This is a genomic window from Jeotgalibaca porci, from assembly GCF_011299095.1.
GTDB classification, from domain to species: domain Bacteria; phylum Bacillota; class Bacilli; order Lactobacillales; family Aerococcaceae; genus Jeotgalibaca; species Jeotgalibaca porci.
On record NZ_CP049889.1, the window covers coordinates 222,501 to 249,246 of the forward strand.

Below are 26,746 nucleotides of genomic sequence, written 5' to 3' on the forward strand. Positions count from 1 at the left end.
GAACATCCTCTTTATAAGCAACGATCAAAACCCGCATCCCTTGCTTATTCAATTTCGTACTAAGAGTAATCATATTTTGACGAAGCTCATCCGTTAATGGCATGACTTCTCCAGCTATTTCAACATGACTGCAGACTGTTAACATTTCTTCAGCCGCACCTTTCGTAATCATTAATTGACGTGAAGGTGTCTTTACCGCTACCGTCAAACGACGTCTAGAGAAATCAAAAGGAATTTCATCAATTTTTTCTGCAGGTTCAAAAGGTGTTTCACTGCGATTTTCCTCTACAAATTCAATTACAGCGTGATCCATAACGTTTTTCCAGCCCGTTTGGTAATAGGCATTCATATACGTTAAGGCTAAGACGTCTTCGCTTTCGTTACCCAGTGGGTCTAGGTGCTGCACTAACACCACTTTATCTTCCGTAATCGTTCCGGTTTTATCTGTACAAAGAACATCCATTGCACCTAAGTTTTGAATCGCATTCAATTCTTTAACGATTACTTTTTTACGTGACATTGTTATTGCACCTTTTGCAAGGTTACTTGTCACAATCATTGGCAACATTTCCGGAGTTAACCCTACCGCAATAGCAATCGAGAAGAAAAATGCCCCAGCCCAATCTCCTTTAGAAATACCGTTAACAAGGAAAACAATCGGCACCATTACGCCCATAAAACGTAAAAGAACTTTACTCACGTTTTTTACGCCACGATCAAAACTCGTCTCGCCACGAGAAGTCGTTGACTGGGAAGCGATATCTCCAAAAAAGGTAGACTGCCCTGTCTTTAACACCAATGCTTTTCCTTGACCACTAAGAACATCAGTCCCCATAAAGGCTAAATTTTCGAAATCCAGTGCCGTTACATTTTTCGGCTCTTCTCCTTCACTTTCATTCGCTACATATTTTTCTACAGGTAACGATTCGCCTGTTAACGAAGATTGGTTAACGAATAAATCCTTCGTCCAGAGTAAACGTGCATCGGCTGGAATCATGTCCCCCGTTGAAAGATTAACAATATCCCCTGGTACAACTTCATCGATCGGAATCTCTTTTGTTATTCCTTCTCGTGTAACAGAGCACGTCGTCTCAATTAATTCTTTTAACGCGAGGCTCGCTTTTTGAGAACGGTATTCTTGGAAAAAGTGCAGCCCTGCACTAAACAGAATCATTAATCCCATAATAATACTTGCATCGTAGTCTTTCGTAAATGCTGAAACTACCATTAAGAGTCCTAACACATAAATAAACGGATCATTAAAACCTTGTAAGAGTAAACGATACCAAGGCGTTGGCTTTTGTGTAGCCACTTCATTTAACCCGTATTTCTCCAAGCGTTTTTCAGCTTGAACGTGAGTCAAACCTTCTAGATTTGTACTCAGTTCTGCTAGTACCCCGTCATTTGATAGACGTCCTAGTCTAACCAATTCACTGTTTTTTGACTTTTTCTCTACATAAATATGTTTCTTTTTATTTGTCATTGCTATCGCTCCTTTTAAAGTGTGTCAGGTCATCATCCTGCTCTTCAGTACCTGCTTTATTATTATCCCTCTGATGTGGATTCATCCCAACCACCTCCTCGCACAATAGCCTTTAAAAACGAAAAAACCCTACTCCAATGAAGTAGGGCTTAACAAATAAATAGACGTAGCTATATATACTATCGTTTTGACCTCTTCGTCGAGTTTTAGCACTGCATGGCATAGGGGTTTCCCCCAGCTACATTAAGAATCCCCTTAATTCGAAGATTCCTGGTAACCCATTGGTGTCTTTGGACATTTCTGGGCAGTAGCGTATCTCACATGCAGACGCCTCACCTAACAAGGCTATTCAATTTTTTATCCTCAACTAGTATAGCGAACTTATTCAAATAGAGCAACCAATAAAGAGTAAACAAAAAAAGAAGCGCGTACCTTTTTTCAGTACACGCCTCTTTCCTTAGCTTATAAACGTTCGTTCAACTCTTTAGCAAGTTCTTCAAATCCTGGTTTACCCAGTAAAGCAAACATATTTTTCTTGTATGCTTCTACACCTGGTTGGTCAAACGGATTTACGCCATTCAAGTAACCAGAAATAGCTACTGCAATTTCAAAGAAATAAATCATATAGCCTAATGAGTAAGCATCCATCGCTGGAATAGTTAGCAACAAGTTCGGAACTTCGCCGTCTGTATGTGCCAACAACGTTCCTTGATACGCTTTTGTATTAACGAAGTCAATGTCTTTACCTTCCAAATACTTCAAGCCATCCAAATCTTCCGCTAATTCCGGAATCTGAATATTTTTACGTGGTTTGTCTACTTTAATGACTGTTTCGAAGATATTGCGTTGTCCGTCTTGGATATATTGACCCAATGAGTGCAAGTCAGTAGAGAAGTTCGCACTTGATGGGTAAATACCTTTATTATCTTTACCTTCTGATTCCCCGAATAATTGTTTCCACCATTCAGAGAAATATTGCATACCTGGCTCATAATTAATAAGCAATTCAGTAACTTTACCTTTACGGTATAGGATATTACGGATTACGGCATATTGATAAGCCTCATTTTTTGTTAGATCGGAAGTTGTATATTCTTTTTGAGCATCACGCGCACCTTGCATCATTGAATCGATATCTGCTCCACTAACAGCGATTGGCAATAGACCTACTGCTGTCAACACCGTGAAGCGTCCACCAATTTCATCCGGAATTACGAAAGTTTCGTATCCTTCTGTATCCGCTTCGTGCTTAGCAGCGCCACGTGCTTTATCAGTTGTTGAATAAATACGTTTACGTGCTTCTTCTTTACCGTATTTTTTAATCAACAATTCTTTGAATACACGGAAAGCGATAGCTGGTTCAGTCGTTGTACCTGATTTAGAAATCATGTTGACAGAAAAGTCGCGATCGCCGATTACTTCAATTAAGTCAGCTAAGTACGTAGAACTGATACTGTTTCCAGCAAAGAAGATTTGTGGTGTTTTACGAGCCGCGTCATCTTGCAAGTTATAGAATGTATGATTCAAGAAATCAATTGCAGCGCGTGCTCCAAGGTAAGAACCGCCAATACCGATTACAACCAGTACTTCTGAGTCTTCTTGAATTTTCTTAGCTGCAGCTTTAATACGTTTATACTCATCTTTATCGTATGTTTCAGGCCATTCAACCCAACCAGTAAAATCACTACCCGCGCCTGTACCTTCGCGAAGCGCTTTATCTACTGTGGTGACTTGGTCTTGTAAATACGTTAGTTCATGTTCATTAAAAAACGTTAATGCTTTAGTATAATCAAATTGAATATGTGCCATTCCAAACCCTCCATCTATTGTTCGTCCATTTTGAACCAAAGAATTTTATTAATTTACGGGGACAGTTCCATAATCATACGTATCTAATAAAGTAGTCAGTTCTTTAGAACGTCTCCAAGCCACGTCCTCAGTCCCAGCTAATAATACATTTGGATCTTCCGGTCGCTCTACTAAATCAAAAACAAATAACGAAACATTATTCGCATCTGCCTTTAAGTGCGCAAGATCCATAAGGCGAAAAGAGTCCGATTGTACATTAACAAATTTCAGCAGATGTTCCATGATGACACCCATCGGTAACTTGCCGCCGATTTCTGACTTTGCACTTAAAAATGAGATAGATTCTCCTCTATTATCGACAAGAAAATAAGTTTCTCCCTGGGCATTTGTTACCATGATAGTCCCTGCAACTACCCCTCTTTCAGCCATGACCAACCATCCCTCTTCCTAAAAAAGATATGTGTAAATATAATCATTCAAATTCTGCAATGCGGTTTTGCTCATCTTGTTGTGCTTCTTCTATCCATGTTGGCATAATATTACGCAGTGTTTCAAATCCTATTTGTGGAGTATAGCGTCGTCTTCTGTGTCTCTTTGGTTTGACATTAGACGGTATATCTAAAGTCTCCAAAGCACGCAACGATAAACTTATTTTTTTTGTGTATTCATCAATGTCAATAACCATTGCCTCAACTTCATCACCGATAGCGATAATTTCATCGAGATTGGTCACATAGCCATGCTGACATTCAGATATATGAATAAGGCCTTGTGTATGTTTATCTAAAGCAACAAATACACCATATGATTGAATTCCAGTTACTCTACTGGTAATGATATCTCCAATTTTGTATTCCATAAGTTGTTACTTCCCTTCTATTCACAAGCCATTATAGCATGGAAAGCACACTATTTGTTGATTTCCACAGTCATTCGCAAAGGACTATAGGATTTCAATTCCAGTAATAACCACGTCATCAACAGGTTTGTCATTTGCGCCTGTTTCAACTGCTTCAATCGCGTAAACAACGTCCATACCTGAACGTACTTGTCCAAATACTGTATGCCGATGATCCAACCATGGCGTTCCACCATTTTTGCCGTATTCTGCTACTACTTCTGCTGGCCAACCGCCTTTTTCCAATTGTGACAATACACTAGGCTCTACATCACGTTTAGTTACAATAAAGAATTGGCTTCCGTTTGTATTGGGACCAGCATTCGCCATCGATAATGCACCATGTAGGTTGAATGCATTCAAACTGAATTCATCTTCAAAAGAGTCAGCCCAAATACTTTGTCCACCCATACCTGTTCCAGTTGGGTCTCCCCCTTGAATCATAAAGTCTTCAATAACGCGATGGAAAATAACACCGTTATAATAACCTTTTTCAGCTAGCGCTAAGAAGTTCTCTACTGCTTTAGGTGCTACCTCCGGGAATAGACTGATATGGATATCACCCTTGTTTGTTTGCATAATAATGTTTTTTTCGTTTGTTGCTTTTTCTACTAATTGCGGAAATTCATTCATTACTTCTCCTCCTTTTTTTCTATTTTACCATTTAAGACCATTTGATTCTATAATCTTTGTTTTTTTGTTAGTAGCAAAGAAACGTTTCATGTTATCATTGAAGCATATTAAAAATAAGAATAAGGATACAGAGCCATGATAATATTTAATAATTTTCCATTAGTTTGTTCATTAACAGCGATTTTCTTTACGCAAGCGATTAAATTTCCTATCGCCTTGTTATTAAAAGATCGTAAAACATCTTTATCAATTGTGACGACCACAGGTGGTATGCCCAGCTCACATTCAGCGGGAGTAACAGCTTTGATTACCGCACTTATTCTAGAGTACGGGTATACATCCGGTTACGTAGCAATTGCCACAACGTTTGGCGTTATCGTCATGTTTGACTCAATGGGGGTAAGGCGTCAAAGCGGTGAACAAGGTATCGTGATTGAAGATATCTTGGAAGAAATAAAACTGCTTGCCCGTTTACATTCGAAAGATGGCATTAAAGTGGATCGAAAATTAATTATTCGTAAGTACTTGGGCCACAAGCCTTTAGAAGTATTTGTTGGTTTATTAACGGGAATATTCATTACTTTTGTAGTGAATATGATTTATATCCGTTTAGGTTTTCTGTAAGTTTAGTTGGAGGGGTAAGAGTGTTAGAAGAAAAAGATATTTATGACATTACAATTATTGGGGGCGGTCCTGCCGGTATGTTTACAGCGTTTTATGCCGGTTTGCGACAAGCAAAGGTAAAAATTATTGAAGCTCTTCCGCAAATTGGTGGTCAACCAGGAATGCTCTATGCGGAAAAAGTGATTTACGACATTCCGGCACTCCCTGCAATCACCGGTGGTCAACTGGTTGATAACTTGAATGAACAATTGAGTCGTTTTGATACGACAATTTGTTGCGGAGAAGAAGCTTTCGAGTTAGAGAAAAATGAAGATGGTATCTTCGAAATTCAAACCTCTAAGCAAACCCATTATTCAAAGGCAGTGATTATTTCTGCCGGTAACGGTGCTTTCCGCCCTCGGAAACTCGAGATAGATAATGCTGATTTGTACGAGAACTCAAATTTACATTATTTCGTAAATAATATCGAAAGTTTTCGTGATCGGACTGTCGCAATATGCGGAGGTGGAGATTCTGCGGTTGATTGGGCTCTGACGTTAGAACCAATCGCCAAGAAAGTAATTTTGATTCACCGACGCCCGCAATTTAGAGCACAGGAACACAGTACACATCTGTTAGCGAAGTCTTCAGTTGAAATAGTGACGCCTTACGTTCCAAAAACGATTAACGGTGATGGCGTTAAACTATCCAGCGTTATTCTACAGGAAGTTAGAAAAGACAACACGATGGAAATCGAAATTGATGATTTCTTAATCAACTATGGCTTTTCTTCTTCAATCGGTGCAATGAAGAAATGGGGATTCGCTGTTAAAGGGAACGCCATCACGATCAATTCAAAAATGGAAACGAGTATTCCCGGGGTTTATGCCGTAGGAGATATTTCCTCATACGATGGGAAAGTTAAATTAATCGCAACAGGGTTTGGAGAGGCTCCGACCGCTGTAAACAATGCGATGGTCTATATTAATCCAGATACTCGAATTCAACCAATGCACAGTACAAGTTTATTCTAATCAAGTTTAGGAGGATGAAGAAATGGTAAAAAGTGCTAGCGAACTACACGCGAAGGCAACCTCACTTCTCAAGGAACGTGGTGTTGAAATAGAAGATATTGCAAAATTGGTGATGTTTTTACAGAAAGAATACGTTGACGACTTATCAATGGAACTGTGTTGCGAGAACGTGCAATCTGTTCTCTTGAAAAGAGAAGTTCAAAATGCCGTCATTACAGGAATTGAACTTGATATGTTAGCGGAAAAAGGAGTATTATCCCAACCCTTACTAGATATCGTCATTAATGACGAAGGCCTATTCGGTATCGACGAGATTCTAGCGTTATCAATTGTAAACGTCTATGGTTCAATTGGTTTCACAAATTACGGTTATATCGATAAAGTAAAGCCCGGCATTTTGAAACATTTGAATGACAAAAATGACGACCAGTGCCATACTTTCCTCGATGATATCGTAGGTGCTATCGCAGCAGCCGCTGCGAGCCGCATTGCCCATGACGATCCAAATAAATCTGAAATTATGAAATAAAAAAAGAGCTTTGGGGTTTTACAGCCCCAGAGCTCTTTTTGTATAGCGATGTATCAACCATAAACCAACTTCTAAAAGACCGAACACCAAGATAAAGCAATGCATGAAAAATTCTTGCGGCAAGGCCAGAATGATTGGATCTGTTCGGTAATCGAACAACCACGCATCATTGTTAAAAAACACTTCGTGAAATGTAGTAAAAAGTTGATCAAAATTAATAAAAATAAAGAACAAAGCAATAATTGGTAAAATGATCATTATTCTGGTTGGCTGAATCAATTCGTACAGCGTGTTCGTTCTCTTCTTATGACGTAAAAAGAAAAAAGACAGAGGCGCGCTGATAAATAAAATAGCGTAATCCAATAAAAATAATACTTTTACTTCATAAAAATGGAACAGACCGCTTTCTGACGACGGAAAGTCTGGCATTTGAAGGGATTCAATCCAGGGGTAATTCAGATAATCAATCAAAATGCGATAATTTTCAAGTATCGTTTCTTTGGACAAGCCCGTACGCGCCGGGATGTTAAAATAATCGACATCAAAGGCGAACATCGGGGTAAAGTTGATAGTAAAGGCAATCGCAAAAGAAAGAATGCATAGAAAGATTGCTAATAATCCCAAACTATTTTTTATCGTTCTCATTACTCAAACCGCCATTCGCTTAAATCATTAAGAATATGCGTCGGCTTATTGGTAATTTCTTCCAAGTCTTCCACCGTCGTTACGCCGGTGAGAGCTAAAAGCGTATCCACGCCATAGTTCATTCCAGCCAGGATATCGGTGTTATAATTGTCCCCCACCATTACAACCTCTTCTTTAGTCAACCCAATTCGCTCTAAAGCGCCATCCATAATATAACCAAATGGCTTGCCGATTATGAGTGGCTCTCTTTGAGTACTTATCTTCAAGAAAGCCGTTAGAGAGCCTGCACCCGGCATCATACCATTTTCGGTTGGTAAATTAACATCGGGGTTCGTGGCAATAAAGGCTGCACCGTTTCGAATCGCTGTACTCGCAGTCGCCAATTTGTCATAAGTCACAAAACGATCCATTCCTTGAATGACCACTTCGATGTCCTTTTCAACTAAGAGGAGTCCCGCTGCTTCTACTTGCCGTTGTAAAGCCGGTTCCCCAACTACAAACGTCCGAGCACCTGGGTAATTCTTTTTGGCAAAATCGACGGCAGCCATACCGCTTGTATACACGTGTTCTGGAGCCGCATCAATACCACTTACAGCTTTTAAGTGTGCGACTACATCTTCTTGGGATTTCGTTGCATTATTAGTGACATACAAGTAAGGGATGCCACGTGCATCGAGTTCTGATATAAATTTTTTCGCTGTTGGAATAGGGTTTGTCCCCGCGTAAACTGTTCCATCCAGGTCAATAAAGAAACCTTTATACGTTTTAATTGTCATCTACCTCCGCATTTTCACTCTTCAATCTTATGAATTTGAAAACTTGTTTTTGGTTTATCCGGTGAAACCTCTGTATTGGGTTTTTTCTGGATATCTCTTCTTTTGTTTTTATCCGTTTGTTTGATAACAAAATTTTTCTTTTTGTCACCCTTCGTCTCTGCAGGAGCAGCTACCGGCTCGATTACCTCATTTATGTGAGCAGTAGGTTTTCTCTTTTTCTTCCGTTTATTGCGTGCCTTCTTCGTTTCGGAGAACTCTTTTTCTAATACGAAATAAGCACAACCGAAGTTGCAGTATTCATACAAATAATCTTCTAGAAAACTAATTTTCTTATCCAATGGTGCGCGATTATTCTTATCCTGGAAAAAACCTTTGAGACGTAATTGATCATAGCCCCAGTCTCCCACAATGTAATCGTACTTATTCAAAATCGTATTATAACGATCTGCAATCGCTTCTTCGTCAATAGCATCACGATAATTAACTACAATATTAAACATGATATTTTCTATTTTAATTTTATTATCTTCCACCAATTCAACTTGGCTTAGATTCTTTTTCTTTTCTTCTTTTACTACTTCGCCTGTTTCAGCACTATCTTCTAGCTTTTTAATAACTTTCTCTTTGTAGGATCTACTCTTTTGTTTCACGCTTACACCTCATTCATTCACAAAATTGGAAAACGGTCCTCTAAGTAAAGGGAAACGACATCCCTTAAAAAATACGGAAATAAAAGTTCAACATCGCCTTTATTCTCGATTAATGGAAAGGAGCTAATATAGCGGTAATGATCGACCGTCACAAAACGCACTTCTTGATCATCGCTTAAGGCCATTCCCTTATAATAAATAATTTTTTGAGTAGTATCTACCCGGATGCCTTTGTAAACTAGCTCTCCAAAGATTTTACCACGAAAGCCCATTCCAGTCACTGCCTTGGTCCGTAAATCGTCTCGCATGTCTTCCATGCCCCAGATAAGTTGTTTGAATATGTTCCCAGGCATCTTACAGACGATTAACCGCATCGGATGGGGTAAAATCCGGTGCATCATTTCTTTAGTAACTACTCCCGCTTTCAAATCGTCTAAAAATAGGCCGGAATTGAGGAGTCCAATGTCACACTTGGAATACGCACAAATGGCATCCAGCCCCAGATGGACAAGGTCTGTCTCTTTTTGCCAATCTGTCGTTAATGTGACTGGCATATCAGCAATTTCTTTTGCTTTTAAGAGTTGCTTCCCTTTAGTGAGATAGCTCTGCACTTCACTGGCATCAATCGGTTCAACGGGTAATGTCTCACAGGTAATTAATTCTGTTTCTAGATTAATAGGTATATTTTGATTTAAAGTGATGGTTGTGTGCCCAATATACGTGCCCCATTTTCCACCACCTGTTAATAAGGTACCTTCGATTTTGCGGCCTTGTGGTAAGACATGGTGCGTATGCGCACCAATAATCACGTCGATATCTTCGTACATCTCTGCCATATGCTCATCTTCGATAATTCCCATATGAGATAATAATACAATGACATCTGTTTGTGTTCTTAGTTCAGTTAAGAGTTGTGGCAATACTTCAAATGATTCTTTAGGCAGCCATCCGTTAGGAATGTAGCTTAGATAAAGAGGCGCTGTCAGGCCAATTATACCAACTCTGACGCCTTCATCCGTCGTCTTAATGATATACGGTTTCGCCCATCCCGGGATTCGATCATCTTCATTATCCACCATATTGGCCAGAACAATTGGAAAATTGGCATCACGATAGAGGTTATTGAGAATGTTTTTAGAATTTCCTATTCCTTCATTATTTCCAATCGTTACGGCATCGTATTGAACTTGATTCATAAGCATAATATTCGCATAGCCGTCCGTCGCTTCTGTCAATGGATGCACCCGATCCAGAAAATCTCCAATATCAAACAAAAAGACAGATTCACCTAACGCCTGGTGCTCTTTCTTTTTCTGATTCAAATAACGCCGAATCTTGGGCCAATTTTCAAAATGTGAATGAAGATCGTTTACATGATAGAAGTGAATTTTAGTTTCCATGGGTATCCCTACTTTATTGGATTATGTCTATATAAATAGTTTATCATAGTACGGGCCATTCTAGACAAACGATTGCCCTTCTTTGGATAAAAGAAAGAGGCCAGGACATATTCTTGTCCCAGCCTCATTGCAATCATTCATTAAGATTGTGATTTATTCCATTCTTCGGCATGTAAGCCAACTTTTTTGACTAAATCAGCATAAATAGAAAGTTCTTCCGGTTCTAGAACCGAGAAAATTTGAATAATATCTTCTTCATTGATTGGGAAGATTTCATCCATTAACTTTCTACCTTCTTCTGTAATACCTGTATAAATAACACGTCGGTCTGTTTCACACGGGTTACGATGAACCAACCCTTTGTTTTCAAGTTTGTCAATCACGTATGTTAAACTGCTGCTCGCAAGTAAGATTTTCTTACCAATGCTTTGAATAGGTTGTTCGCCTTTATGGTACAACAACTCCAAGACACCAAATTCGGATGTATTCAGTCCGAACTTTGAGATACTACGTTTGATGCTTTCTTGAACATGTTGTGAGGACCTCATTAATACCGTTAGTGCTTTCAATGAATCTTGTGCACGTTCTGCCATTTTCATTCCTCCAATTTCTTTCGACTCCGAGATAATAATACCATTGTTATTGGAATATGTCAAAAAAACCTATCCGAATTAGGAGTATTTGCCTGAATGGTGTAACCGGCAGATAAATTGAGTTAATGAGCGGCCTACGTTATGCTAGATTTGCAAGTTATTTTTTATTTGAAAGGAGTATTTCATGAAAACTATTGGTATTAAACAATCTGGCGGTTCAGACCAGTTATATATTATGGAACGAGATAAACCGGAATTAGGTAAAGGTAATTTGCTCATTAAAGTAGCGGCTACCGGAGTCAATCGGACAGATATTCTAACGCGTGAGCGTGAAACAGATGAACCTGAAAACGTTCGTTTGGGGGTTGAGGTAGCGGGAACAGTTGTCGAAGCACATAACGACAGTCCTTATTCTGTCGGCGATCGCGTTATGAGTCTTGTAAACGGTGGTGGCTACAGCGAGTATGTCACTATCCCTTCTGACCGGGTGATGCGTATTCCAGACAAATTATCATTCGTCGAAGGTGCTGCGATTTCTGAAGTATTTGCGACCGCTTATCAAACACTTTTTTGGATTGGACGCTTGGAAGAAAATGAGACTGTTTTAATTCATGCTGGTGCGAGTGGTGTCGGAACGGCAGCCATTCAATTGGCGAAACAACTTAAGAACGCACATGTTATCGTAACAGCCGGTTCAAAGGAAAAACTCGACTTCTGTCGCAACCTAGGTGCAGATGTCGTCATTAATTATAAAGAAGAAGCTTTCGATGAAGTTATTCTTGCTGAAACAGAGGGCCGTGGCGTTAATTTAATTTTAGATTTTGTTGGCGCAAGCTACTGGGAGAAAAATTACAACAGTATCGCCATGGATGGGCGTTGGGTTCTAATCGGAACGCTTGGAGGAACCAAAATCCCGCATTTTGATATTTTCTCACTCATGCGTAAAAGAATTCAATTAACCGGGACGGGTTTAACACCTCGCTCCGATGCGTATAAAGCTGCGTTATCTCAGGAATTAATCACAAAAACAAAAGATTTATTCGAAAATGGCACGATGAAGCCGATTGTCGATACAACCTTTGATTTCGAAGATGTTAAAAAAGCCCATGATTATATGGAAGCAAATAAAAATACCGGGAAAATTATCCTGACGCTGTAAGAATGAGCATTAAAATACGAAAAGGGCTGGGAATAATAACTCCCCAGCCCTTTTTATTTAGATTCTATATTTTCTTATCTATTTCTTCTACTCCCTGTGGTGCGATAACAGTACGATTCGGCAATACTGAGCGGGTTAACCAAACGTTACCACCGATAACACAGTGGTCACCGATTAAGGTTGTCCCCCCTAAAATGGTTGCTCCTGCATAAATCACCACATGGTTCCCAATGTCAGGATGACGCTTGTTCCCTTTTACCAAACTACCATCTTCGTTCACCTGAAAACTTTTCGCACCAATCGTCACGCCTTGATACAGTTTTACATGATGGCCCAAAGTAGCTGTCTCCCCGATTACAACACCCGTACCATGATCAATAAAAAAATAAGGACCAATCGTTGCTCCGGGATGGATATCAATCCCCGTCATAGTGTGGGCAATTTCAGACATCATCCGCGGTAAGATAGGAACACCCATGTTATATAATTCATGCGCCATTCGGTGAATACTAATCGCTTCAAATCCAGGATAAGAAAGCATAATTTCTTCGCGCGAATTTGCGGCCGGATCACCGTCATAAGCTGCTGTAATATCTGTTTCTAACATTTCATGGATAGAAGCTAACGTAGCAAGAAAACCGTCAATCACACTGGTTGTCTGATCAGGAGTGGTTCCCAAACGAATGAGTACCTTTTCAAAAACCACTTTTGATTCTTCGATTCGAACTTCTTTGGAAGGTATTTCATCCATGTACGGACCGAATATTCGCGGATACATAATGCTCCTTAACCGACACACCAACATAGATATTTGATCTTTTACACCGCAAAAATTAGATGAAGTCATAAAAGACTTACTTGTCATAGTTTACTCACTCCGCAAATTTTTCAATTGATAAATAACGGTCACCACTGTCTGGTAATAAGACAACAATGCGTTTGCCTTCGTTTTCAGAACGTTTTGCCAACTCGTAAGCAGCATGCAATGCGGCTCCAGATGAGATTCCGACGAATACACCTTCTTGCCCGCCTAAATTACGTGCCGTTTCATAAGCTTCTTCATTAGTTACGGTCAGAACTTCATCATAAATATCTGTATTTAATGTTTTAGGTATGAAGCCTGTCCCAATACCTTGAATTTTATGAGGTCCTTTTTCACCTTTTGAAAGAACAGGTGAGCCTGCAGGTTCAACAGCTACTACTTTAATGTCTGGATTTTTTTCTTTCAGATATTTACCTGCTCCAGAGATTGTTCCGCCTGTACCTACTCCTGAAACAAAGATGTCAATTTCGCCATCTGTATCTTCCCAAATTTCTGGTCCTGTTGTTTCATAATGAACTTTAGGGTTGGCTGGATTCGAAAATTGATCCGGCATAAAAGCATTTTCGTGTTCTTTAACCATTTCTTTGGCCTTTTCAATAGAACCTGAAATACCTTGATCGCCAGGTGTTAGTACAATTTCAGCGCCGTAGCCTTTCATTAACTTACGACGTTCAATCGACATTGTTTCAGGCATAACTAGTATTGTTTTGTAGCCACGTGCTGCAGCAACTGATGCAAGTCCTATTCCTGTGTTTCCAGAAGTTGGTTCGATAATAATTCCTCCAGGTTTCAGAACGCCTCTTTCTTCCGCATCATTAATCATTGCTTTGGCAATACGATCTTTAACAGATCCTGCTGGATTGAAATATTCTAATTTCGCTACAACATTCCCTTTCAAAGATAGAATTTCTTTTACTTTTTGCAATTCAAGAAGTGGTGTTTTCCCCACGATTTGGTCGAGAGATGTATAAACTTTTGACATATATTATTTTCCCCTTTCAAATTTAAGCTCTAATTGAATTTTAACATTCTTTTTACTATCTGGGTCTATCATTTGCTTACTTATTTCATCATAACGAATAAACCATTTAAGCCATACTCTTTCCCCTCGGCTCTCGCAGAGTGGAGACGCTCATCCAAGAATGTCGAAATGCGGTTTACTTCAATGTGCTCCGCATTTATCCCTGCTTCGAATAAAAGAGAGTAGTTTGCCTCAGTCATGCTCAATTGGAACTTGTTGTCTTTGGCTTCAAAGAAAGTATCTCTCTGTTTAAAGTCCGCGAAGGCTTCATACACTTCAGGGCCAACTTGGTAATTCTCTTGATCGATTGATGGTCCTAAAAAGGCAACGATGTCAGTGACGTTGCAACCGAAGTCAGTTACCATTTTCTTAATCGCTTTTTGAGAAATCCGTTGAACCGTACTTCGCCAACCTGAATGAAGTGCAGCTACGACGTTTCGTTTTGGATCAAATAAAACAATCGGTGTGCAATCTGCATACTTAACCAGCAAAGCAATTCCAGACTTATCGGTTATCAATCCATCTGTATCGGGAAAATTTCTCCCAAAAATAAAGGCATCACCATTTTTACCATCAGCATAGCAAATGCGATTCCCATGAACTTGCTGTCCTGAATAAATTTCAGTAGGCTGAATAGACATTACACTTAAGGCACGCGCAACATCATCTGCTATCTTTGAACCTTGCGTTTGTTGGCGAAAGTTATAATCAGCCCCCGCAATGTATAAAGAAAGGCCCTTTTCTTTCATCAATACTGACTCCATCATCAATCTCCTAATTTATCTTAATTCTTTAACAGGGCGGCCTTCTCTATCATAAATGAAGTCTCGCACCTTCTTACTATCGGCCATTGCAACAATCAAACGGTCACGAAAAGGCTCGGCTAATTCGTCGAATAAGCAGAGTTCTCTGTCCAGCAAGAGTTTAGAGCGTGCGGCTTCGATCTCGCCTGGACGTCTTAACTTGTAACTGCGCGAAGGAAGTTTTCCCTCAATGACTTGTTTTTCTATGCGATAAAAAGATTTCTCGTCATGATAGATAACCTCCAAAGCACCAGAATTGGTTCGTTTGAAGACAGCATCGGGGTAGTTTTCCTTGTGGAGTTCCCACCATGCGCGGATACCTTCAATCGCCTCTTCCTCGGTTTTGTAACTACCATGCTGCTTACGTACGTCACCGATTCGACTTACCCAATAATTCGTATAAACCGTTTGTGTCATACAATCGCTCCTCTAGTTGTATTTTCTAACCTTTTTCTAATTATATCATATCAAAAAGAAGTGAGTAGGGAAAAGGCGTTTTCTCCTTCAGTTTGCAGAAAAACGCTGACTCAAAACGATATTGCGGTTTGAGTCGTCACTTTTGCCAGAAAACGCTGACTCAAAACGATATTGCGGTTTGAGTCGTCACTTTTGCCGAAAAACGCTGACTCAAAACGATATTGCAGTTTGAGTCGTCACTTTTACCGAAAAACGCTGACTCAAAACGATATTGCAGTTTGAGTCAGCGTTTTTTATATGTATAAAAAAGGTGCCGAGAAATAACCTCGACACCTCTGCTATTAATGACTAATTTTGGCGTAAATATGCTCAAAATGGCAGTTCTAACTCCACACTGTATGCTTCAATCTATTGTTGTTTTTCTTTTTTGACTTCTGTATACACATCTTCTAAATGAGCGATGGAGTATTTTTTAATTAATTCGGACAAACTTATTCCATAATATTCTGCCAAATAAGAAAGTTTTTCGTACTCTTCATCAGTGACACGCAATGTGATTTCATCCATATTTACTCCCCCTATACTCATATACTTAAAGAGTAAGCGAAGTTTGTTTCCCAGACAAGAGATATAGCCGTAATCTCATATGAATTTTAGATTTGATTTTTTAAACTTAATTGCGCAATTGTCAGCCATGCTGCGGGAACACGGTATGGTGAACAAGAAACATAGTGTACCCCTTTATCAATCAAGAATGCAATCGAAGCCGGGTCCCCACCCACTTCTCCACAAATGCCGATTGAAAGAGGTTTATCAGTCGCGGCCTTGGCACGGTCAATGGCGTATGTTACGAGTTCTCCGACACCTTCTTCATCCAGATGCTGGAAGGGATCGCTCTCGATGATTTTTTCACGTTCATAATCTCCTACAAATTTACCGATATCATCACGTGAGAATCCATAAGTCAACTGAGTTAAATCATTCGTACCAAAACTAATAAAGTCAACATGCTTACCGATACGACCCGCAGTCAGACAGGCGCGCGGTGTTTCTAACATCGTACCTATTTGATACGGAATCTCTTTTCCTTTTTCTGTAAAGACGGCTTTGATAACGTTGAGTAATCTTTCTTTCAAGAAGACGATTTCTGCCTCCAGAGATACTAAAGGAATCATGATTTCAGGTTCAATAACGACCGAACCGCCTAATTCTTCCGTGACCTCAATGGCAGCTTCCATAATTGCCGCAACTTGCATTTCATATATTTCAGGATTCGTGATTGCTAGGCGGCATCCGCGGTGACCCAACATTGGATTATTTTCTTCCAGAGAGGCAATTCTCTGTTGAATTTCCGCAATCGAAATATGCAAGATTGCAGCCATTTTTGAAACTTCATTTCCAGTTGGGATAAATTCATGCAGCGGTGGATCCAACAGTCTGATTGTGGCATGTTGCTCCTTAGCCAGACGAAAAATAGTCTTGAAATCTTCTTTTTGGAAAGCTTTCAAACTTTCAAGTGCAGTACGTTTTTCTTTTGAATCCGGTGACAAAATCATTTTACGCATCTCAACAATTCTGTTTTCACCAAAGAACATATGCTCCGTACGAACCAATCCCATACCTTCCGCGCCGAATTGGAAGGCAGCAGTGATTTCAGTCGCGGTTTCTGCATTGGCCTTTACTCGGATGGTCGCTACCTCTTTACACCAACTAATAATTTTTCCTAATGCACTTGATTCATCAGTCGGATTATCTTTTTCAATGTGCCCCAAGTAGATTTTGCCAGTGGTTCCATCAACCGAAATAACCGTTCCTTCTTCAATGATGCTATCTTTCACACGTGCGATTTTCTGTTTTTCATCAATAATCAACTGCTCGCAGCCGACTACACAGCAAGAACCCATCCCTCTGGCCACTACTGCAGCATGCGACGTCATTCCGCCGTGTGAGGTAACGACTGCTTCACTGACAGCCATCCCCTCAATATCTTCCGGGGACGTCTCTTTACGCAATAGAATTGTTTTTTCGCCCGCTTCATTCGCACGTTTCGCATCTTCGGCAGTGAAATAAACTTTCCCGCTGGCTGATCCTGGACTAGCGGGCAGACCTTGGATAATTGCTTTATTTTCTTTCAGCTCTGTTTCAACAAAGGTTGGATGCAGTAACTGGTCCATCATTTGGGGCGTCAGTCTGTTCAAGGCTTCTTCTTTCGTAATCACACCTTCATCAACCATAGCGATAGCAATTTCAATTGCTGCTCGAGCAGTCCGCTTCCCATTACGCGTTTGAAGCATGAACAATTGCCCATCTTCTATCGTAAACTCAATATCCTGCATATCACGATAATGCTTTTCCAACATTTCCGCTAAACTTAAAAATTGCGCATACGTTTCCGGCATGAGTTCCGCCAACTGTGAGATATCTTGCGGTGTGCGTATTCCCGCAACTACATCTTCCCCTTGCGCATTGATAAGGAATTCACCGAATAAACCTGCTTTCCCTGTCGCCGGATTACGAGTAAAGGCTACACCGGTTCCACTTTCCATCCCGGTATTACCAAATACCATTTCCTGAACGGTAACAGCTGTTCCTAAATCATGCGGAATATTATTCATACGGCGGTACGTAACTGCACGGGGATTTTCCCACGATTTGAATACCGCTTCAATGGTCGCCGAAAGTTGTGCACGTGGATCTTGCGGGAAGGCTTCTCCCATTTGTGCTTCGTAAATTTCTTTGTAACGCGTTGTTAAGCGTTTCCAATCTTCTGCTTGCATATGAACATCAGATTGATAATTGTTTTTATTTTTATATAGAGTTAATTCGTCCTCAAAAATATTTTTGTTGAGTCCTTGAACAACATCACTAAACATTTGAATGAAACGACGGTAGCAATCGTACGCAAAAGCCGCATTGGCCGTTTTCACGGCAATTGTTTCAACAGTTACATCATTCATACCCAAGTTCAAAACGGTGTCCATCATTCCCGGCATGGAAAATTTTGCTCCGCTTCGGACAGAAACAAGCAAAGGATTAACCGTGTCATCAAATTTCTTTTGGCTCACTACTTCAAGTTCAAGAAGTTGTTGCTCGATTTCAGAAATTAGTTCACTTTGGAGGGTCCCTTCTTCCAAGTAAGCCAAACAGGCTTCGGTTGAAATTGTAAAGCCACGTGGAACGGGTAAACCAAGTCGTGTCATTTCTGCCAGATTGGATCCCTTCCCACCTAATAATCCCACCATTTCTTTTTTACCTTCAGTAAATGAATAAACAAATTTTGTCGCTGTGCTGTTTGTAGTCATTCTATTCATCCTTTATAGTGTGTCATAATAAATCTTAATCGCATTATATAGTGTACACTATTGAGAGGTCAAGCGCTTTAATTAGTGATTGATTAAAATTAGGATGTTTAATATAATAGAAACATCTTGATTAAAGAGGTCGGTTGAATGAATTTTACTGAACGTCAAAATAAAATAATTGAAATAGTGAAAGAACATGAACCTGTCAGTGGCGATCGAATTGCCGGGTATTTAGGCTTAAGTCGTGCAACTTTACGGAGTGATTTAGCTGTTCTTACGATGATTGGCATTCTGGATGCCCGAACGAAAGTGGGCTATTTCTATACCGGACACGATGTCAAACCACTCGTCTATGATCAGCTTTTTGATTTGCCTGTAAAAGAAATTATGATTACACCGATTTTAGTCGAGCAAACGTTATCCGTTTATGATGCAGTAACCAATCTCTTTATGTACGATGTAGGTTCGTTATACGTTAAAAATGAAGCGGATGAATTAATCGGTGTTATTTCTCGTAAAGATTTCTTGCGCTTTGTGATTGGGAATGCGAATGCTGAGAATACGCCGGTTGCCATGATTATGACACGGATGCCGAATATTGTGACAGTAACTCCGGATGTTAGTATATTAGAAGCAGGGAACTTATTAATGAAACGTCGTGTTGATTCTCTCCCTGTAGTATCGAAAGATAACCCCCTAAAAGTTGTTGGAAAATTAACGAAGACAAGGCTAATGAGTCATTTTATCCAATCTGGAAATGATTCAAATAATAGTTAGAGGATGACTCATATGATGAAAATCGCTAAAAAGACAATTAATCCTATTTATATTATTTCAGATTCTGTAGGTGGAACAGGACTCAAAATAACTGCTGCCGTTCTTGCTCAGTTCCCAGCCCTTTCCTCTTCAGAAATTAAAAGATTTCCTTTTATTACTAATTCCGGTCAAATAGCGGATATTATGCAAGACGCAAAAACAGAGAATGCCATTATTGTTTCCACTTTGGTTAATAAAGAAATGATTGCGTTTGTGGATGCATTCGCCAAACGAGAAAATATTAAGCATGTGGATTTAATGACGCGCTTAACGGCGATTATTGAGGAAGAATATGGCGAACAGTCGAAACAAGAGCCAGGCGCTTTACATAAATTAGATACAGATTATTTCAATCGGGTCTCCGCAATGGAGTTCGCCGTGCGTTATGATGATGGGAAAGATGCGAAAGGATTCCAAAAAGCTGACTTCGTTATATTAGGTGTCTCCCGAACATCTAAGACACCGTTAAGTCTCTACTTGGCTAACCAAGGCTATAAAGTAGCGAACTTACCGATCATTCCCGAAGCACAAATTCCAGAAGAATTATTTAAGGTTCCCGCCCGAAAAATCATTGGCTTGACTACTTCTGCCGAAACACTCGCAAGAATTCGGCAAGCACGTCTAGCTTCACTTGGGTTAAAAAATACAAGCCAATACTCCGATCAACAACGGATTGAAAGAGAATTAGCTTATGCAGGCGATTTATTTGATCAGTTAGGAATTATGACCATCAATGTTGAGAATCGTTCTATTGAAGAAACAGCCGTTTTGATCGAAGAATATTACCGCGAAACCTTTCAGCAAACAAAACTAAGTTTGTATTAATCAGAAAAGAAGCCAACTCACATGCGAGTTGGCTTCTTTTTTTACAAATGATTCGGATTTACACGCCTTTTTCCCACTCTTTGGTTAATTACTTCGGCTCTCTTATCAAGCGCAGGCCATTTAGGATGACCAGTATGGTTGACCCTTCGTGGAACACGACTCCGGTTGGTAAGTCTAACAGTCCGAGGACATTGAGTACTACCAACATAATGATGACCCCAACCGCAAAAATGATATTTTGTTTGATAATACGATTTAGACGTTGACTCAATTTATAACTGTACAACAGTTTCATCAAATCGTTCTTCACGATAACTACTTCAGCTGATTCCATCGCGACAGAAGTACCACTTCCCATTGCAATACCAATATTTGCATTAGCTAACGCAGGGGCATCGTTAATGCCGTCACCAATCATGCCGACAACTTGCTCTTTTTCTTGACTCGCCATAACCGCATTGATTTTATCTTCCGGCGTACACGCTGCTTTATAATGCGTAATATTTACTTCTATGGCAACCTTCTTAGCGACTGCTTCATTATCACCTGTCAATAAGATGACTTCTACGCCTTCTTCTTGGAAGCCTTTTACGGCGTCAACTGCTTCATGGCGCACTTGGTCGCTCATAGAAAAATAACCCACAATTTCATTTTCTTTTGCCACTAAAATCGTCGTATAATCGCCCGCTGATTTTTCATGATACTGATTCGGGTCATTGAATTGGGTAAAAGCGGAAGGTTTTCCGACACGATAAGGCCCTTTTTTCAACCCAAATCCTGCAATTTCTTCGATAGGTTCACGACTGTCAACGGCATCCAATGATAAGTCACTGAACTTCGAAACGATTGCTTGGGCAATCGGATGTGAAGATTGTTGTTCCATGAAGACAACTTCTTTTATTACATCAACTGATGCTTCATAGTCGACTACTCGGAAATCACCAAACGTCATTGTTCCCGTTTTATCACTATAGAGGACATCCATCGTAGCCAAGGCTTCCATTGCTGCCCCACCTTTAACCAGTACACCATTTTTTGCGCCATTACTGATGGCACTCAAGGTCGCTGGTGTAGCAGAAGCTACTAAAGCGCAGGGGCTAGCAACGGTCAGCAACACCATGCCCCGGTAAAATGCCTCTTCAAAAGTAAAATCACTCATATAATATAGAATAGCGATAAAAACCGGAACAGCGATTAAAACACCGGTTACGTATTTTTTTTCAAAACGATCAATGAATTTGGCAATATGTGACGGACGATTTTGAGCTTCCTCAACCATGCGGATGATATTGGAGAATATGGTCTGATCGCTGGTTTTGTTGACCGTAAGATGAAAAACATTGCCTTCGTTCAATGTCCCGGCAAAAACGGCGTCGCCGGGTTCTTTTTCAGCCGGTAAAGATTCACCGGTCAAAGAGGCCTCATTAATTTGGGTCTTCCGATCGCTGATACCATCAATTGGAACTTGAGCACCTTTTGAAACAATGACAATATCTCCAATTACCAGTTCACTCGTCCCCACCTCGACAACATCCCCGTTTGGTTTCAGAACTTGAGCCACTGTCGGAACTTGTGCCATCAGTTCTTTAATTGCATTTGTCGATTTGTCGGAGGCAAAAGCTTCCAAAAATTCTGCGCCAGCAAAGATAAGTAATAACATCGCACCCTCAGACTCATAATTGATGACCACTGCTCCTAACGCCGCCAGTATCATGAGTAAATCGACATTCGGAGATTTTGATTTGACCGTCTCAACGATTGCATCTTGAGCAGCAAAGTAACCTAAGAAGAAAATAGCGATATAAAAAGCAATTTGGCTCACAAAATCGGTGGTCACAAAACCCATTACCGTAAAGAAAATACCTGTCATCAAGAATTGCCCTGCCCGTGTTTTAAATAAGTAATTTAACATTTCTCTACCCCTTTTTACGTATTAATATATTTTTCTATACAAAATAGGCGCACCAATAGAACAGTAGTTACTGTCCCACAGGTGCGCCCAAAGCACGACTCTGCTACCACACAAATGGTGGTCCGGCTGCATGAACCTCTAAGAGTTCACCGCCTGTTCAGATTTAATGGCCCTCCAAGTGAGAGCTAATTAAATTCAATTTTGTTACTTATAGCTTAAACCAAACCTACGAATCTGTCAACATGCTCATTCGTTCACTTAGCGTTTTTATGGTTTTAATGCACAAAATGTTCTGCTTCAAATGCATCCAAGACTGCGCGTACTTCCGCCGTCGTTTTTGTTTCAAATAATTGAACGCGTAAATCGCTTGCCCCTTTAAATTCACGGACATAAATTTTAAAGAAACGTTGTAATGGTTTGAAAATACGCGGATCAACTTCAGAATATTTGTCGAATAAGTCCAAATGTTTACGGAAGAGTCCCAATAGTTCTTGTGGGCTGTGTTCTTTTTTAACTTTCTCAAATGCGAAAGGATTGTGGAACACACCCCGTCCAATCATGACGCCATCCACACCGTATTTTTCAGCGAGTTCTTTCCCTGTTTGGTAGTCAGGAATGTCGCCGTTAATAGTCAATAAGGTATGTGGTGCAATTTCATCACGTAATTTTTTAATTTCCGGAATCAATTCCCAGTGTGCATCCACTTTACTCATTTCTACTTTGGTACGCAGATGAATGGAAAGGTTCGCAATATCTTGCTCGAACAAGTGCTTCAACCACGTTTTCCATTCGTCAACGTCTGCATGACCTAAGCGCGTTTTCACACTTACAGGCAATCCCCCTGCTTTTGCTGCTTGAATCAATTCAGCAGCAACGTCCTGACGACGGATTAGACCCGCTCCGCGACCATGTTTGAATACGTTAGGTGCCGGACACCCCATGTTCAAATCGATTCCTTTGAAACCCATCTCAGCCATTCCGATACTCATTTCACGGAAAAATTCAGGCTTATCTCCCCAAATATGCGCGACAATTGGCTGCTCATCAGGCGTAAATGTCAAACGGCCACGGACACTTTCTTTTCCGTTTGGATGACAATAACTTTCACTGTTAGTAAATTCTGTAAAAAATACATCGGGACTTGCCGCTTCTTTAATCACATGACGAAACACAACATCCGTTACGTCTTCCATTGGTGCTAAAATAAAAAACGGACGCGGTAATTCTTGCCAAAAATTCTCTTTCATTTCAAACCCCTTTCCTGTATCAATCAAATAAAATATATATAGTAGTTAGATTATAAGTACTTACTTATTGCAATTAAGTATACTACCACAACTCTTCTGAATATGAAAGATTTCAGGTTTAACTTTTGACAGGAGATAGAATAACAGACTATGATTATCAAAACGAGTAAGGAGGATGTGGCGCTGTGATTACAATTGGTTTAACAGGTTGGTCCGACCATGAAACGATTGCGCCTGACCAGAAACGGAAACTGCCGGACTATGCGAGTCACTTCCCCGTTGTCGAACTGGATACTAGCTTTTATGCCATCCCTTCTGAAAAAAACGTTCAACGTTGGGGGGCGCTGACACCGGAGGAATTCCAATTTGTTCCTAAAGCATACGGTCCCATGACGACCCACGCACGCAGACCTGATGAAACACGCAGTTTGGATGAATTGTTTACGTTGTATTTGAAAGCCTTTCGTCCGATGGTGGAAAGTAATAAAGTGAAGGCTTTCCTTTTCCAATTTCCACCGCTATTTTCTTGTGTGCGTGAAAATGTGGATTATTTGCGCAAGGTACGTGAGCTGATGGGTGATTTGCCGATTGCGATAGAATTTCGGCATAAAAGTTGGTTTGCCGAAGAATTTAAAGAAGGAACGTTACAATTTTTGAGCGACATGCACTTTATCAATGTGGTCGTTGATCAGCCGCAGACGCCTGACAACTCTGTGCCTTTTGTGCCGGTCGTGACAAATACCGATTTAGCGTTCATGAGACTACATGGGCGTAACTATGCGGGTTGGCTCGGAGACGACGCCATTGATTGGCGCACGTTTCGTACGTTGTATGATTACCCAGAAGAAGAGTTGGCTTTCCTTAAAGAAGCGGTTCTGGATTTGGCAAAGGATGCAAAAGATGTCACGGTTATTTTTAATAATAACTCAGGTGGCCATGCCGCACCAAATGCCAAAGCATTGCAGAAAATGTTAGGATTGGAATTTAGGGGACTGGCTCCGCAACAGCTAAATTTGTTCGAATAAGAGGCTGGGACAAAACCTAGCTAAAAAGCAGCCCGGAAGAAAAACTTCCGGGCTGCTTTGTTATTGGTATAAAAAAAGAAAGCCACCTAGTATAATGTAAATAACGACAAATACATTCAGGAGGGGCTTTCTTATGTATAAAAAATATAACACAAACCAAACTACTTTACCATTGGAGTTATCCGCTTTGCTTCCCCAAGACCATCTTGTTTTTGTTATCGATGAATTTATTGAATCGTTAGATTGGTCTGCCCATCCTTTATTCGAGGCTTCCGAAGGAAGGCCTGGTTATCACCCGCGTTTGCTTATCAAGGCTTTGTTATTCGCCTACTCGGAAGGTATCTTCTCGGGACGAAAAATGGAAAAGATGATGTTGGAGAACATCGCTATGATGTAGTTGGTAAGCCAAGAAACGATTTCCTACCGTACAATCAACCGGTTTCAGTCATCACTGTTTTGCCAAAATCTGTTACCGGAATTGTTTGCGGAATTTGCAGCGAAACTGAAGACAGAAAATATGGTCACGATGGAAACCCTCTTCGTTGATGGCACGAAAATTGAAGCAAATGCCAATAAGTTTTCTTTTGTCTGGAAAAAGGCCATTGAGAGATACAAAGCTTCCCTTAAAGAAAAGGCGATGCAGTACTTTAAGGAAGAAATTCAACCATTGGTTGACCAAGCCATGCAGATTGATGATTCTGATGAACTGTCCACCGCTGAGTTGGAAGAAATTGCCACTATCATTGAGAAAGAAATTCAGGACCTGTCTAGTGACATCGAGGCGAATCCAATTAAAGGGAAAAACCCTAAAAAGCAAAGACGACGGACACTAAAGAAACACTTGCGCAAATTGATTAATGACTTTATTCCACGTAAGAAAAAATATGCGGCGTATGAAGAAGTTTTGGAGGATCGGAACAACTTCTCAAAAACGGATACCGACGCTACTTTTATGCGAATGAAAGATGACTATATGCAAAATGGACAACTTAAGGCGGGATACAACATTCAGGTTGGTACTGAAAACCAATTCGCTTTGGCCGTCGGGATATTTCCAAATCCTACGGATACGCGGACACTCATCCCTTTTGTAGATTCCTTGACTATTTTACCGAAGACCATTGTAGCTGATGCTGGATATGGCAGTGAGGAAACCCTGGATTACTTGGACCAAATTGGTGTGGAACACCTTATCAAATATAATGCGTTTGATAAAGAACAAAAGCATAACTATAAATCATCAGATAAAAATAGAAAAAATTGGGAATATGTGACGGAAGAAAATTATTTTGTCCATCCGGATGGCACGAAATATTATTTCAGCCATATCAGCCGCAAGAAGAACACGAGTGGTTTCGTTCGGGTAATCCATGTATATAAACCGACTAATCCGGAAGAAGCCCCCCAAAAATCATTTAACTATAATTGGCACTATGAGGAATTAAAAGAACAAGAAACGAGTAAGCTTTTATCGCCCGAAGGATCTCGGGTTTTTGCACAACGCAAAATCGATGTTGAGCCTGTTTTTGGCCAGATAAAGGCTAATTTGGGTTTCACTCGATTCCATTTACGTGGAAAAGAAAAGGTAAAAGTTGATATTGAATTGGCCTTGATGGCCAATAACTTGAGAAAATATAATCTAAGGAAGGCTAGTTAACAGAATTACGCGACTTTTTAATACAAAAAATAAAAAGATGATTGAGTTTTTTGAACTCAATCATCTTTTTGGTTAGCTGAGATATTTTGTCCCAGCCTCAATATATTAAAATAAAACTATTGTTTATTTGTTCTAATTCCTGAATTTTATGAATCCATATATACCTACTAAAAATAGAAATTGAGAGGGTATTAAAAGTAATTGAATTAAGTTCCCTTGAGGAGCGTCAAATAATATAGCTAAGGTTATATTTAGAATATAAAGAAATAAAAAGAAGCTAAAAGCAATAAACATTAGACTCCTAAAAAAAGGACGAACCTTTTTTGTAAGTAATAAAATAATGCATAGTAGAGAGATTATTATAAAAGCACTCTCAAATAGGTGTGAATAATTAGAGATTCTCGATAATTTTTCTACCTCGGACTGGCTCACTTGGAACACTGAATATTCAGTAATGTCATACCCCATAGATTTTATAATATTGGGTTTATTTACTTCAGATAACACGTACAGTAAGTTTGTGACTGTTAAGAGTACAAAGATAAAATAAACTGGATAGTTGGATTTTACAAAAATCTGTTTGTTAATTTTACTTATTCTCACAGTATTACCTCCAATTTAGATTTTTTATAAAAGTAATTTTTAATTCCGATACTATTGTTATTTGATTATATCACTAAGAGTTC

Annotated in this window: 25 protein-coding genes, 1 pseudogene and 2 riboswitches (1 of these 28 running past the window's edge); of the genes and pseudogenes, 8 read left to right on the forward strand and 18 right to left on the reverse strand. The window is 39.9% G+C overall.

What is annotated here, in order from left to right; genetic code table 11:
• The 5 genes from mgtA to G7058_RS01320 form a co-directional block, all read right to left on the reverse strand.
• Positions 1 to 1,483: the 5' portion of a magnesium-translocating P-type ATPase gene (gene mgtA, locus G7058_RS01300; protein ID WP_166061838.1), read on the reverse strand. 1,136 nt of this gene lie to the left of the window's left edge; only the first 1,483 of its 2,619 coding nucleotides appear in the window; its start codon is at positions 1,481 to 1,483; its stop codon lies beyond the left edge, outside the window.
• Between the two features lie 185 nt (positions 1,484 to 1,668).
• Positions 1,669 to 1,834: riboswitch (M-box (ykoK) riboswitch) on the reverse strand.
• Between the two features lie 111 nt (positions 1,835 to 1,945).
• Positions 1,946 to 3,292, reverse strand: coding sequence for a glucose-6-phosphate isomerase (locus G7058_RS01305; protein ID WP_166061839.1), 1,347 nt, complete (start codon positions 3,290 to 3,292; stop codon positions 1,946 to 1,948).
• A gap of 48 nt (positions 3,293 to 3,340) precedes the next feature.
• Entirely contained in the window at positions 3,341 to 3,721 is a 381-nt protein-coding gene (locus G7058_RS01310; RefSeq protein WP_166061840.1) for a hypothetical protein, read from the reverse strand.
• Between the two features lie 43 nt (positions 3,722 to 3,764).
• Positions 3,765 to 4,151: a CvfD/Ygs/GSP13 family RNA-binding post-transcriptional regulator gene (locus G7058_RS01315; RefSeq protein ID WP_166061841.1), complete on the reverse strand. Its 387-nt coding sequence runs from the start codon at positions 4,149 to 4,151 to the stop codon at positions 3,765 to 3,767.
• 84 nt (positions 4,152 to 4,235) lie between these two features.
• On the reverse strand, positions 4,236 to 4,823 hold the full coding sequence (locus G7058_RS01320) for a peptidylprolyl isomerase (RefSeq protein WP_166061842.1): 588 nt from the start codon (positions 4,821 to 4,823) through the stop codon (positions 4,236 to 4,238).
• A gap of 135 nt (positions 4,824 to 4,958) precedes the next feature.
• Between G7058_RS01320 and G7058_RS01325 the strand changes: the two genes are divergently transcribed.
• The 3 genes from G7058_RS01325 (at position 4,959) to G7058_RS01335 (ending at position 6,989) form a co-directional block, all read left to right on the forward strand.
• The gene (locus tag G7058_RS01325) at positions 4,959 to 5,447 is read left to right on the forward strand and encodes a divergent PAP2 family protein (RefSeq protein WP_166061843.1); all 489 of its coding nucleotides are present in this window, start codon (positions 4,959 to 4,961) and stop codon (positions 5,445 to 5,447) included.
• Between the two features lie 77 nt (positions 5,448 to 5,524).
• A complete protein-coding gene (locus G7058_RS01330; RefSeq protein ID WP_319593436.1) occupies positions 5,525 to 6,460 on the forward strand; it encodes an NAD(P)/FAD-dependent oxidoreductase in 936 nt (311 codons plus the stop codon).
• 22 nt (positions 6,461 to 6,482) lie between these two features.
• On the forward strand, positions 6,483 to 6,989 hold the full coding sequence (locus tag G7058_RS01335; protein WP_166061845.1) for a phosphatidylglycerophosphatase A family protein: 507 nt from the start codon (positions 6,483 to 6,485) through the stop codon (positions 6,987 to 6,989).
• An 18-nt stretch (positions 6,990 to 7,007) separates the two neighbouring features.
• On the opposite strand, the gene G7058_RS01340 is transcribed toward G7058_RS01335, so the two are convergent.
• The 5 genes from G7058_RS01340 to G7058_RS01360 all read right to left on the reverse strand — a co-directional run bounded on the left by G7058_RS01340 (position 7,008) and on the right by G7058_RS01360 (position 11,053).
• On the reverse strand, positions 7,008 to 7,634 hold the full coding sequence (locus G7058_RS01340) for a TIGR01906 family membrane protein (protein WP_166061846.1): 627 nt from the start codon (positions 7,632 to 7,634) through the stop codon (positions 7,008 to 7,010).
• The gene (locus G7058_RS01345; protein WP_166061847.1) at positions 7,634 to 8,410 is read right to left on the reverse strand and encodes a TIGR01457 family HAD-type hydrolase; all 777 of its coding nucleotides are present in this window, start codon (positions 8,408 to 8,410) and stop codon (positions 7,634 to 7,636) included. The genes G7058_RS01340 and G7058_RS01345 overlap by 1 nt, the downstream gene beginning before the upstream one ends.
• 14 nt (positions 8,411 to 8,424) lie before the next feature.
• Positions 8,425 to 9,060 carry a YutD family protein gene (locus G7058_RS01350; protein WP_227004465.1) on the reverse strand — a complete coding sequence of 212 codons (636 nt, stop codon included), beginning with the start codon at positions 9,058 to 9,060 and terminating at the stop codon, positions 8,425 to 8,427.
• A 17-nt stretch (positions 9,061 to 9,077) separates the two neighbouring features.
• Complete coding sequence (locus G7058_RS01355) at positions 9,078 to 10,460, reverse strand: bifunctional metallophosphatase/5'-nucleotidase (protein ID WP_166061848.1); 1,383 nt, start codon at positions 10,458 to 10,460, stop codon at positions 9,078 to 9,080.
• Positions 10,461 to 10,600: 140 nt separating this feature from the next.
• Positions 10,601 to 11,053, reverse strand: a complete 453-nt coding sequence (locus G7058_RS01360; protein ID WP_166061849.1) for a MarR family winged helix-turn-helix transcriptional regulator — start codon at positions 11,051 to 11,053, stop codon at positions 10,601 to 10,603.
• Between the two features lie 184 nt (positions 11,054 to 11,237).
• On the opposite strand from G7058_RS01360, the gene G7058_RS01365 reads away from it, so the two are divergent.
• Positions 11,238 to 12,212, forward strand: coding sequence for an NAD(P)H-quinone oxidoreductase (locus G7058_RS01365; RefSeq protein WP_166061850.1), 975 nt, complete (start codon positions 11,238 to 11,240; stop codon positions 12,210 to 12,212).
• A gap of 64 nt (positions 12,213 to 12,276) precedes the next feature.
• Here the strand turns inward: G7058_RS01365 and epsC are convergent, their stop codons facing one another.
• The 6 genes from epsC to ppdK form a co-directional block, all read right to left on the reverse strand.
• A complete protein-coding gene (gene epsC / locus G7058_RS01370) occupies positions 12,277 to 12,990 on the reverse strand; it encodes a serine O-acetyltransferase EpsC (RefSeq protein WP_227004466.1) in 714 nt (237 codons plus the stop codon).
• 94 nt (positions 12,991 to 13,084) lie between these two features.
• Positions 13,085 to 14,017 (reverse strand): cysteine synthase A, encoded by a 933-nt coding sequence (gene cysK / locus G7058_RS01375; RefSeq protein WP_166061852.1) that lies wholly within the window; start codon positions 14,015 to 14,017, stop codon positions 13,085 to 13,087.
• A gap of 80 nt (positions 14,018 to 14,097) precedes the next feature.
• Positions 14,098 to 14,805 carry a peptidoglycan editing factor PgeF gene (gene pgeF / locus G7058_RS01380; protein WP_227004467.1) on the reverse strand — a complete coding sequence of 236 codons (708 nt, stop codon included), beginning with the start codon at positions 14,803 to 14,805 and terminating at the stop codon, positions 14,098 to 14,100.
• 30 nt (positions 14,806 to 14,835) lie between these two features.
• A complete protein-coding gene (locus tag G7058_RS01385) occupies positions 14,836 to 15,276 on the reverse strand; it encodes a hypothetical protein (protein WP_166061854.1) in 441 nt (146 codons plus the stop codon).
• Positions 15,277 to 15,684: 408 nt separating this feature from the next.
• On the reverse strand, positions 15,685 to 15,843 hold the full coding sequence (locus G7058_RS01390; RefSeq protein ID WP_166061855.1) for a DUF6290 family protein: 159 nt from the start codon (positions 15,841 to 15,843) through the stop codon (positions 15,685 to 15,687).
• A gap of 86 nt (positions 15,844 to 15,929) precedes the next feature.
• Entirely contained in the window at positions 15,930 to 18,578 is a 2,649-nt protein-coding gene (gene ppdK / locus G7058_RS01395) for a pyruvate, phosphate dikinase (protein ID WP_166061856.1), read from the reverse strand.
• A 147-nt stretch (positions 18,579 to 18,725) separates the two neighbouring features.
• Between ppdK and G7058_RS01400 the strand changes: the two genes are divergently transcribed.
• On the forward strand, positions 18,726 to 19,355 hold the full coding sequence (locus G7058_RS01400; RefSeq protein WP_166061857.1) for a helix-turn-helix transcriptional regulator: 630 nt from the start codon (positions 18,726 to 18,728) through the stop codon (positions 19,353 to 19,355).
• Positions 19,356 to 19,367: 12 nt separating this feature from the next.
• Positions 19,368 to 20,219, forward strand: a complete 852-nt coding sequence (locus G7058_RS01405) for a pyruvate, water dikinase regulatory protein (protein WP_227004468.1) — start codon at positions 19,368 to 19,370, stop codon at positions 20,217 to 20,219.
• A gap of 88 nt (positions 20,220 to 20,307) precedes the next feature.
• Here the strand turns inward: G7058_RS01405 and G7058_RS01410 are convergent, their stop codons facing one another.
• Positions 20,308 to 22,131 carry a heavy metal translocating P-type ATPase gene (locus G7058_RS01410; protein ID WP_166061859.1) on the reverse strand — a complete coding sequence of 608 codons (1,824 nt, stop codon included), beginning with the start codon at positions 22,129 to 22,131 and terminating at the stop codon, positions 20,308 to 20,310.
• A gap of 68 nt (positions 22,132 to 22,199) precedes the next feature.
• Positions 22,200 to 22,302: riboswitch (NiCo riboswitch) on the reverse strand.
• Between the two features lie 104 nt (positions 22,303 to 22,406).
• Positions 22,407 to 23,378 carry a tRNA dihydrouridine synthase gene (locus G7058_RS01415; RefSeq protein ID WP_166061860.1) on the reverse strand — a complete coding sequence of 324 codons (972 nt, stop codon included), beginning with the start codon at positions 23,376 to 23,378 and terminating at the stop codon, positions 22,407 to 22,409.
• Between the two features lie 185 nt (positions 23,379 to 23,563).
• On the opposite strand from G7058_RS01415, the gene G7058_RS01420 reads away from it, so the two are divergent.
• A complete protein-coding gene (locus G7058_RS01420; protein ID WP_166061861.1) occupies positions 23,564 to 24,403 on the forward strand; it encodes a DUF72 domain-containing protein in 840 nt (279 codons plus the stop codon).
• Between the two features lie 133 nt (positions 24,404 to 24,536).
• Positions 24,537 to 26,060: pseudogene (locus G7058_RS01425) on the forward strand (IS1182 family transposase).
• Positions 26,061 to 26,746 lie beyond the last annotated feature (686 nt).

Bases quoted from the DNA above. Each gene is read 5' to 3' on its own strand.
- G7058_RS01305 (WP_166061839.1), bottom strand. From the start codon at position 3,292: ATGGCACATATTCAATTTGATTATACTAAAGCATTAACGTTTTTTAAT.
- G7058_RS01310 (WP_166061840.1), bottom strand. From the start codon at position 3,721: ATGGCTGAAAGAGGGGTAGTTGCAGGGACTATCATGGTAACAAATGCC.
- G7058_RS01315 (WP_166061841.1), bottom strand. From the start codon at position 4,151: ATGGAATACAAAATTGGAGATATCATTACCAGTAGAGTAACTGGAATT.
- G7058_RS01320 (WP_166061842.1), bottom strand. From the start codon at position 4,823: ATGAATGAATTTCCGCAATTAGTAGAAAAAGCAACAAACGAAAAAAAC.
- G7058_RS01325 (WP_166061843.1), top strand. From the start codon at position 4,959: ATGATAATATTTAATAATTTTCCATTAGTTTGTTCATTAACAGCGATT.
- G7058_RS01330 (WP_319593436.1), top strand. From the start codon at position 5,525: ATGTTTACAGCGTTTTATGCCGGTTTGCGACAAGCAAAGGTAAAAATT.
- G7058_RS01335 (WP_166061845.1), top strand. From the start codon at position 6,483: ATGGTAAAAAGTGCTAGCGAACTACACGCGAAGGCAACCTCACTTCTC.
- G7058_RS01340 (WP_166061846.1), bottom strand. From the start codon at position 7,634: ATGAGAACGATAAAAAATAGTTTGGGATTATTAGCAATCTTTCTATGC.
- G7058_RS01345 (WP_166061847.1), bottom strand. From the start codon at position 8,410: ATGACAATTAAAACGTATAAAGGTTTCTTTATTGACCTGGATGGAACA.
- G7058_RS01355 (WP_166061848.1), bottom strand. From the start codon at position 10,460: ATGGAAACTAAAATTCACTTCTATCATGTAAACGATCTTCATTCACAT.
- G7058_RS01360 (WP_166061849.1), bottom strand. From the start codon at position 11,053: ATGGCAGAACGTGCACAAGATTCATTGAAAGCACTAACGGTATTAATG.
- G7058_RS01365 (WP_166061850.1), top strand. From the start codon at position 11,238: ATGAAAACTATTGGTATTAAACAATCTGGCGGTTCAGACCAGTTATAT.
- epsC (WP_227004466.1), bottom strand. From the start codon at position 12,990: ATGTATCCGCGAATATTCGGTCCGTACATGGATGAAATACCTTCCAAA.
- cysK (WP_166061852.1), bottom strand. From the start codon at position 14,017: ATGTCAAAAGTTTATACATCTCTCGACCAAATCGTGGGGAAAACACCA.
- pgeF (WP_227004467.1), bottom strand. From the start codon at position 14,805: ATGAAAGAAAAGGGCCTTTCTTTATACATTGCGGGGGCTGATTATAAC.
- G7058_RS01385 (WP_166061854.1), bottom strand. From the start codon at position 15,276: ATGACACAAACGGTTTATACGAATTATTGGGTAAGTCGAATCGGTGAC.
- G7058_RS01390 (WP_166061855.1), bottom strand. From the start codon at position 15,843: ATGGATGAAATCACATTGCGTGTCACTGATGAAGAGTACGAAAAACTT.
- ppdK (WP_166061856.1), bottom strand. From the start codon at position 18,578: ATGACTACAAACAGCACAGCGACAAAATTTGTTTATTCATTTACTGAA.
- G7058_RS01400 (WP_166061857.1), top strand. From the start codon at position 18,726: ATGAATTTTACTGAACGTCAAAATAAAATAATTGAAATAGTGAAAGAA.
- G7058_RS01405 (WP_227004468.1), top strand. From the start codon at position 19,368: ATGATGAAAATCGCTAAAAAGACAATTAATCCTATTTATATTATTTCA.
- G7058_RS01410 (WP_166061859.1), bottom strand. From the start codon at position 22,131: ATGTTAAATTACTTATTTAAAACACGGGCAGGGCAATTCTTGATGACA.
- G7058_RS01415 (WP_166061860.1), bottom strand. From the start codon at position 23,378: ATGAAAGAGAATTTTTGGCAAGAATTACCGCGTCCGTTTTTTATTTTA.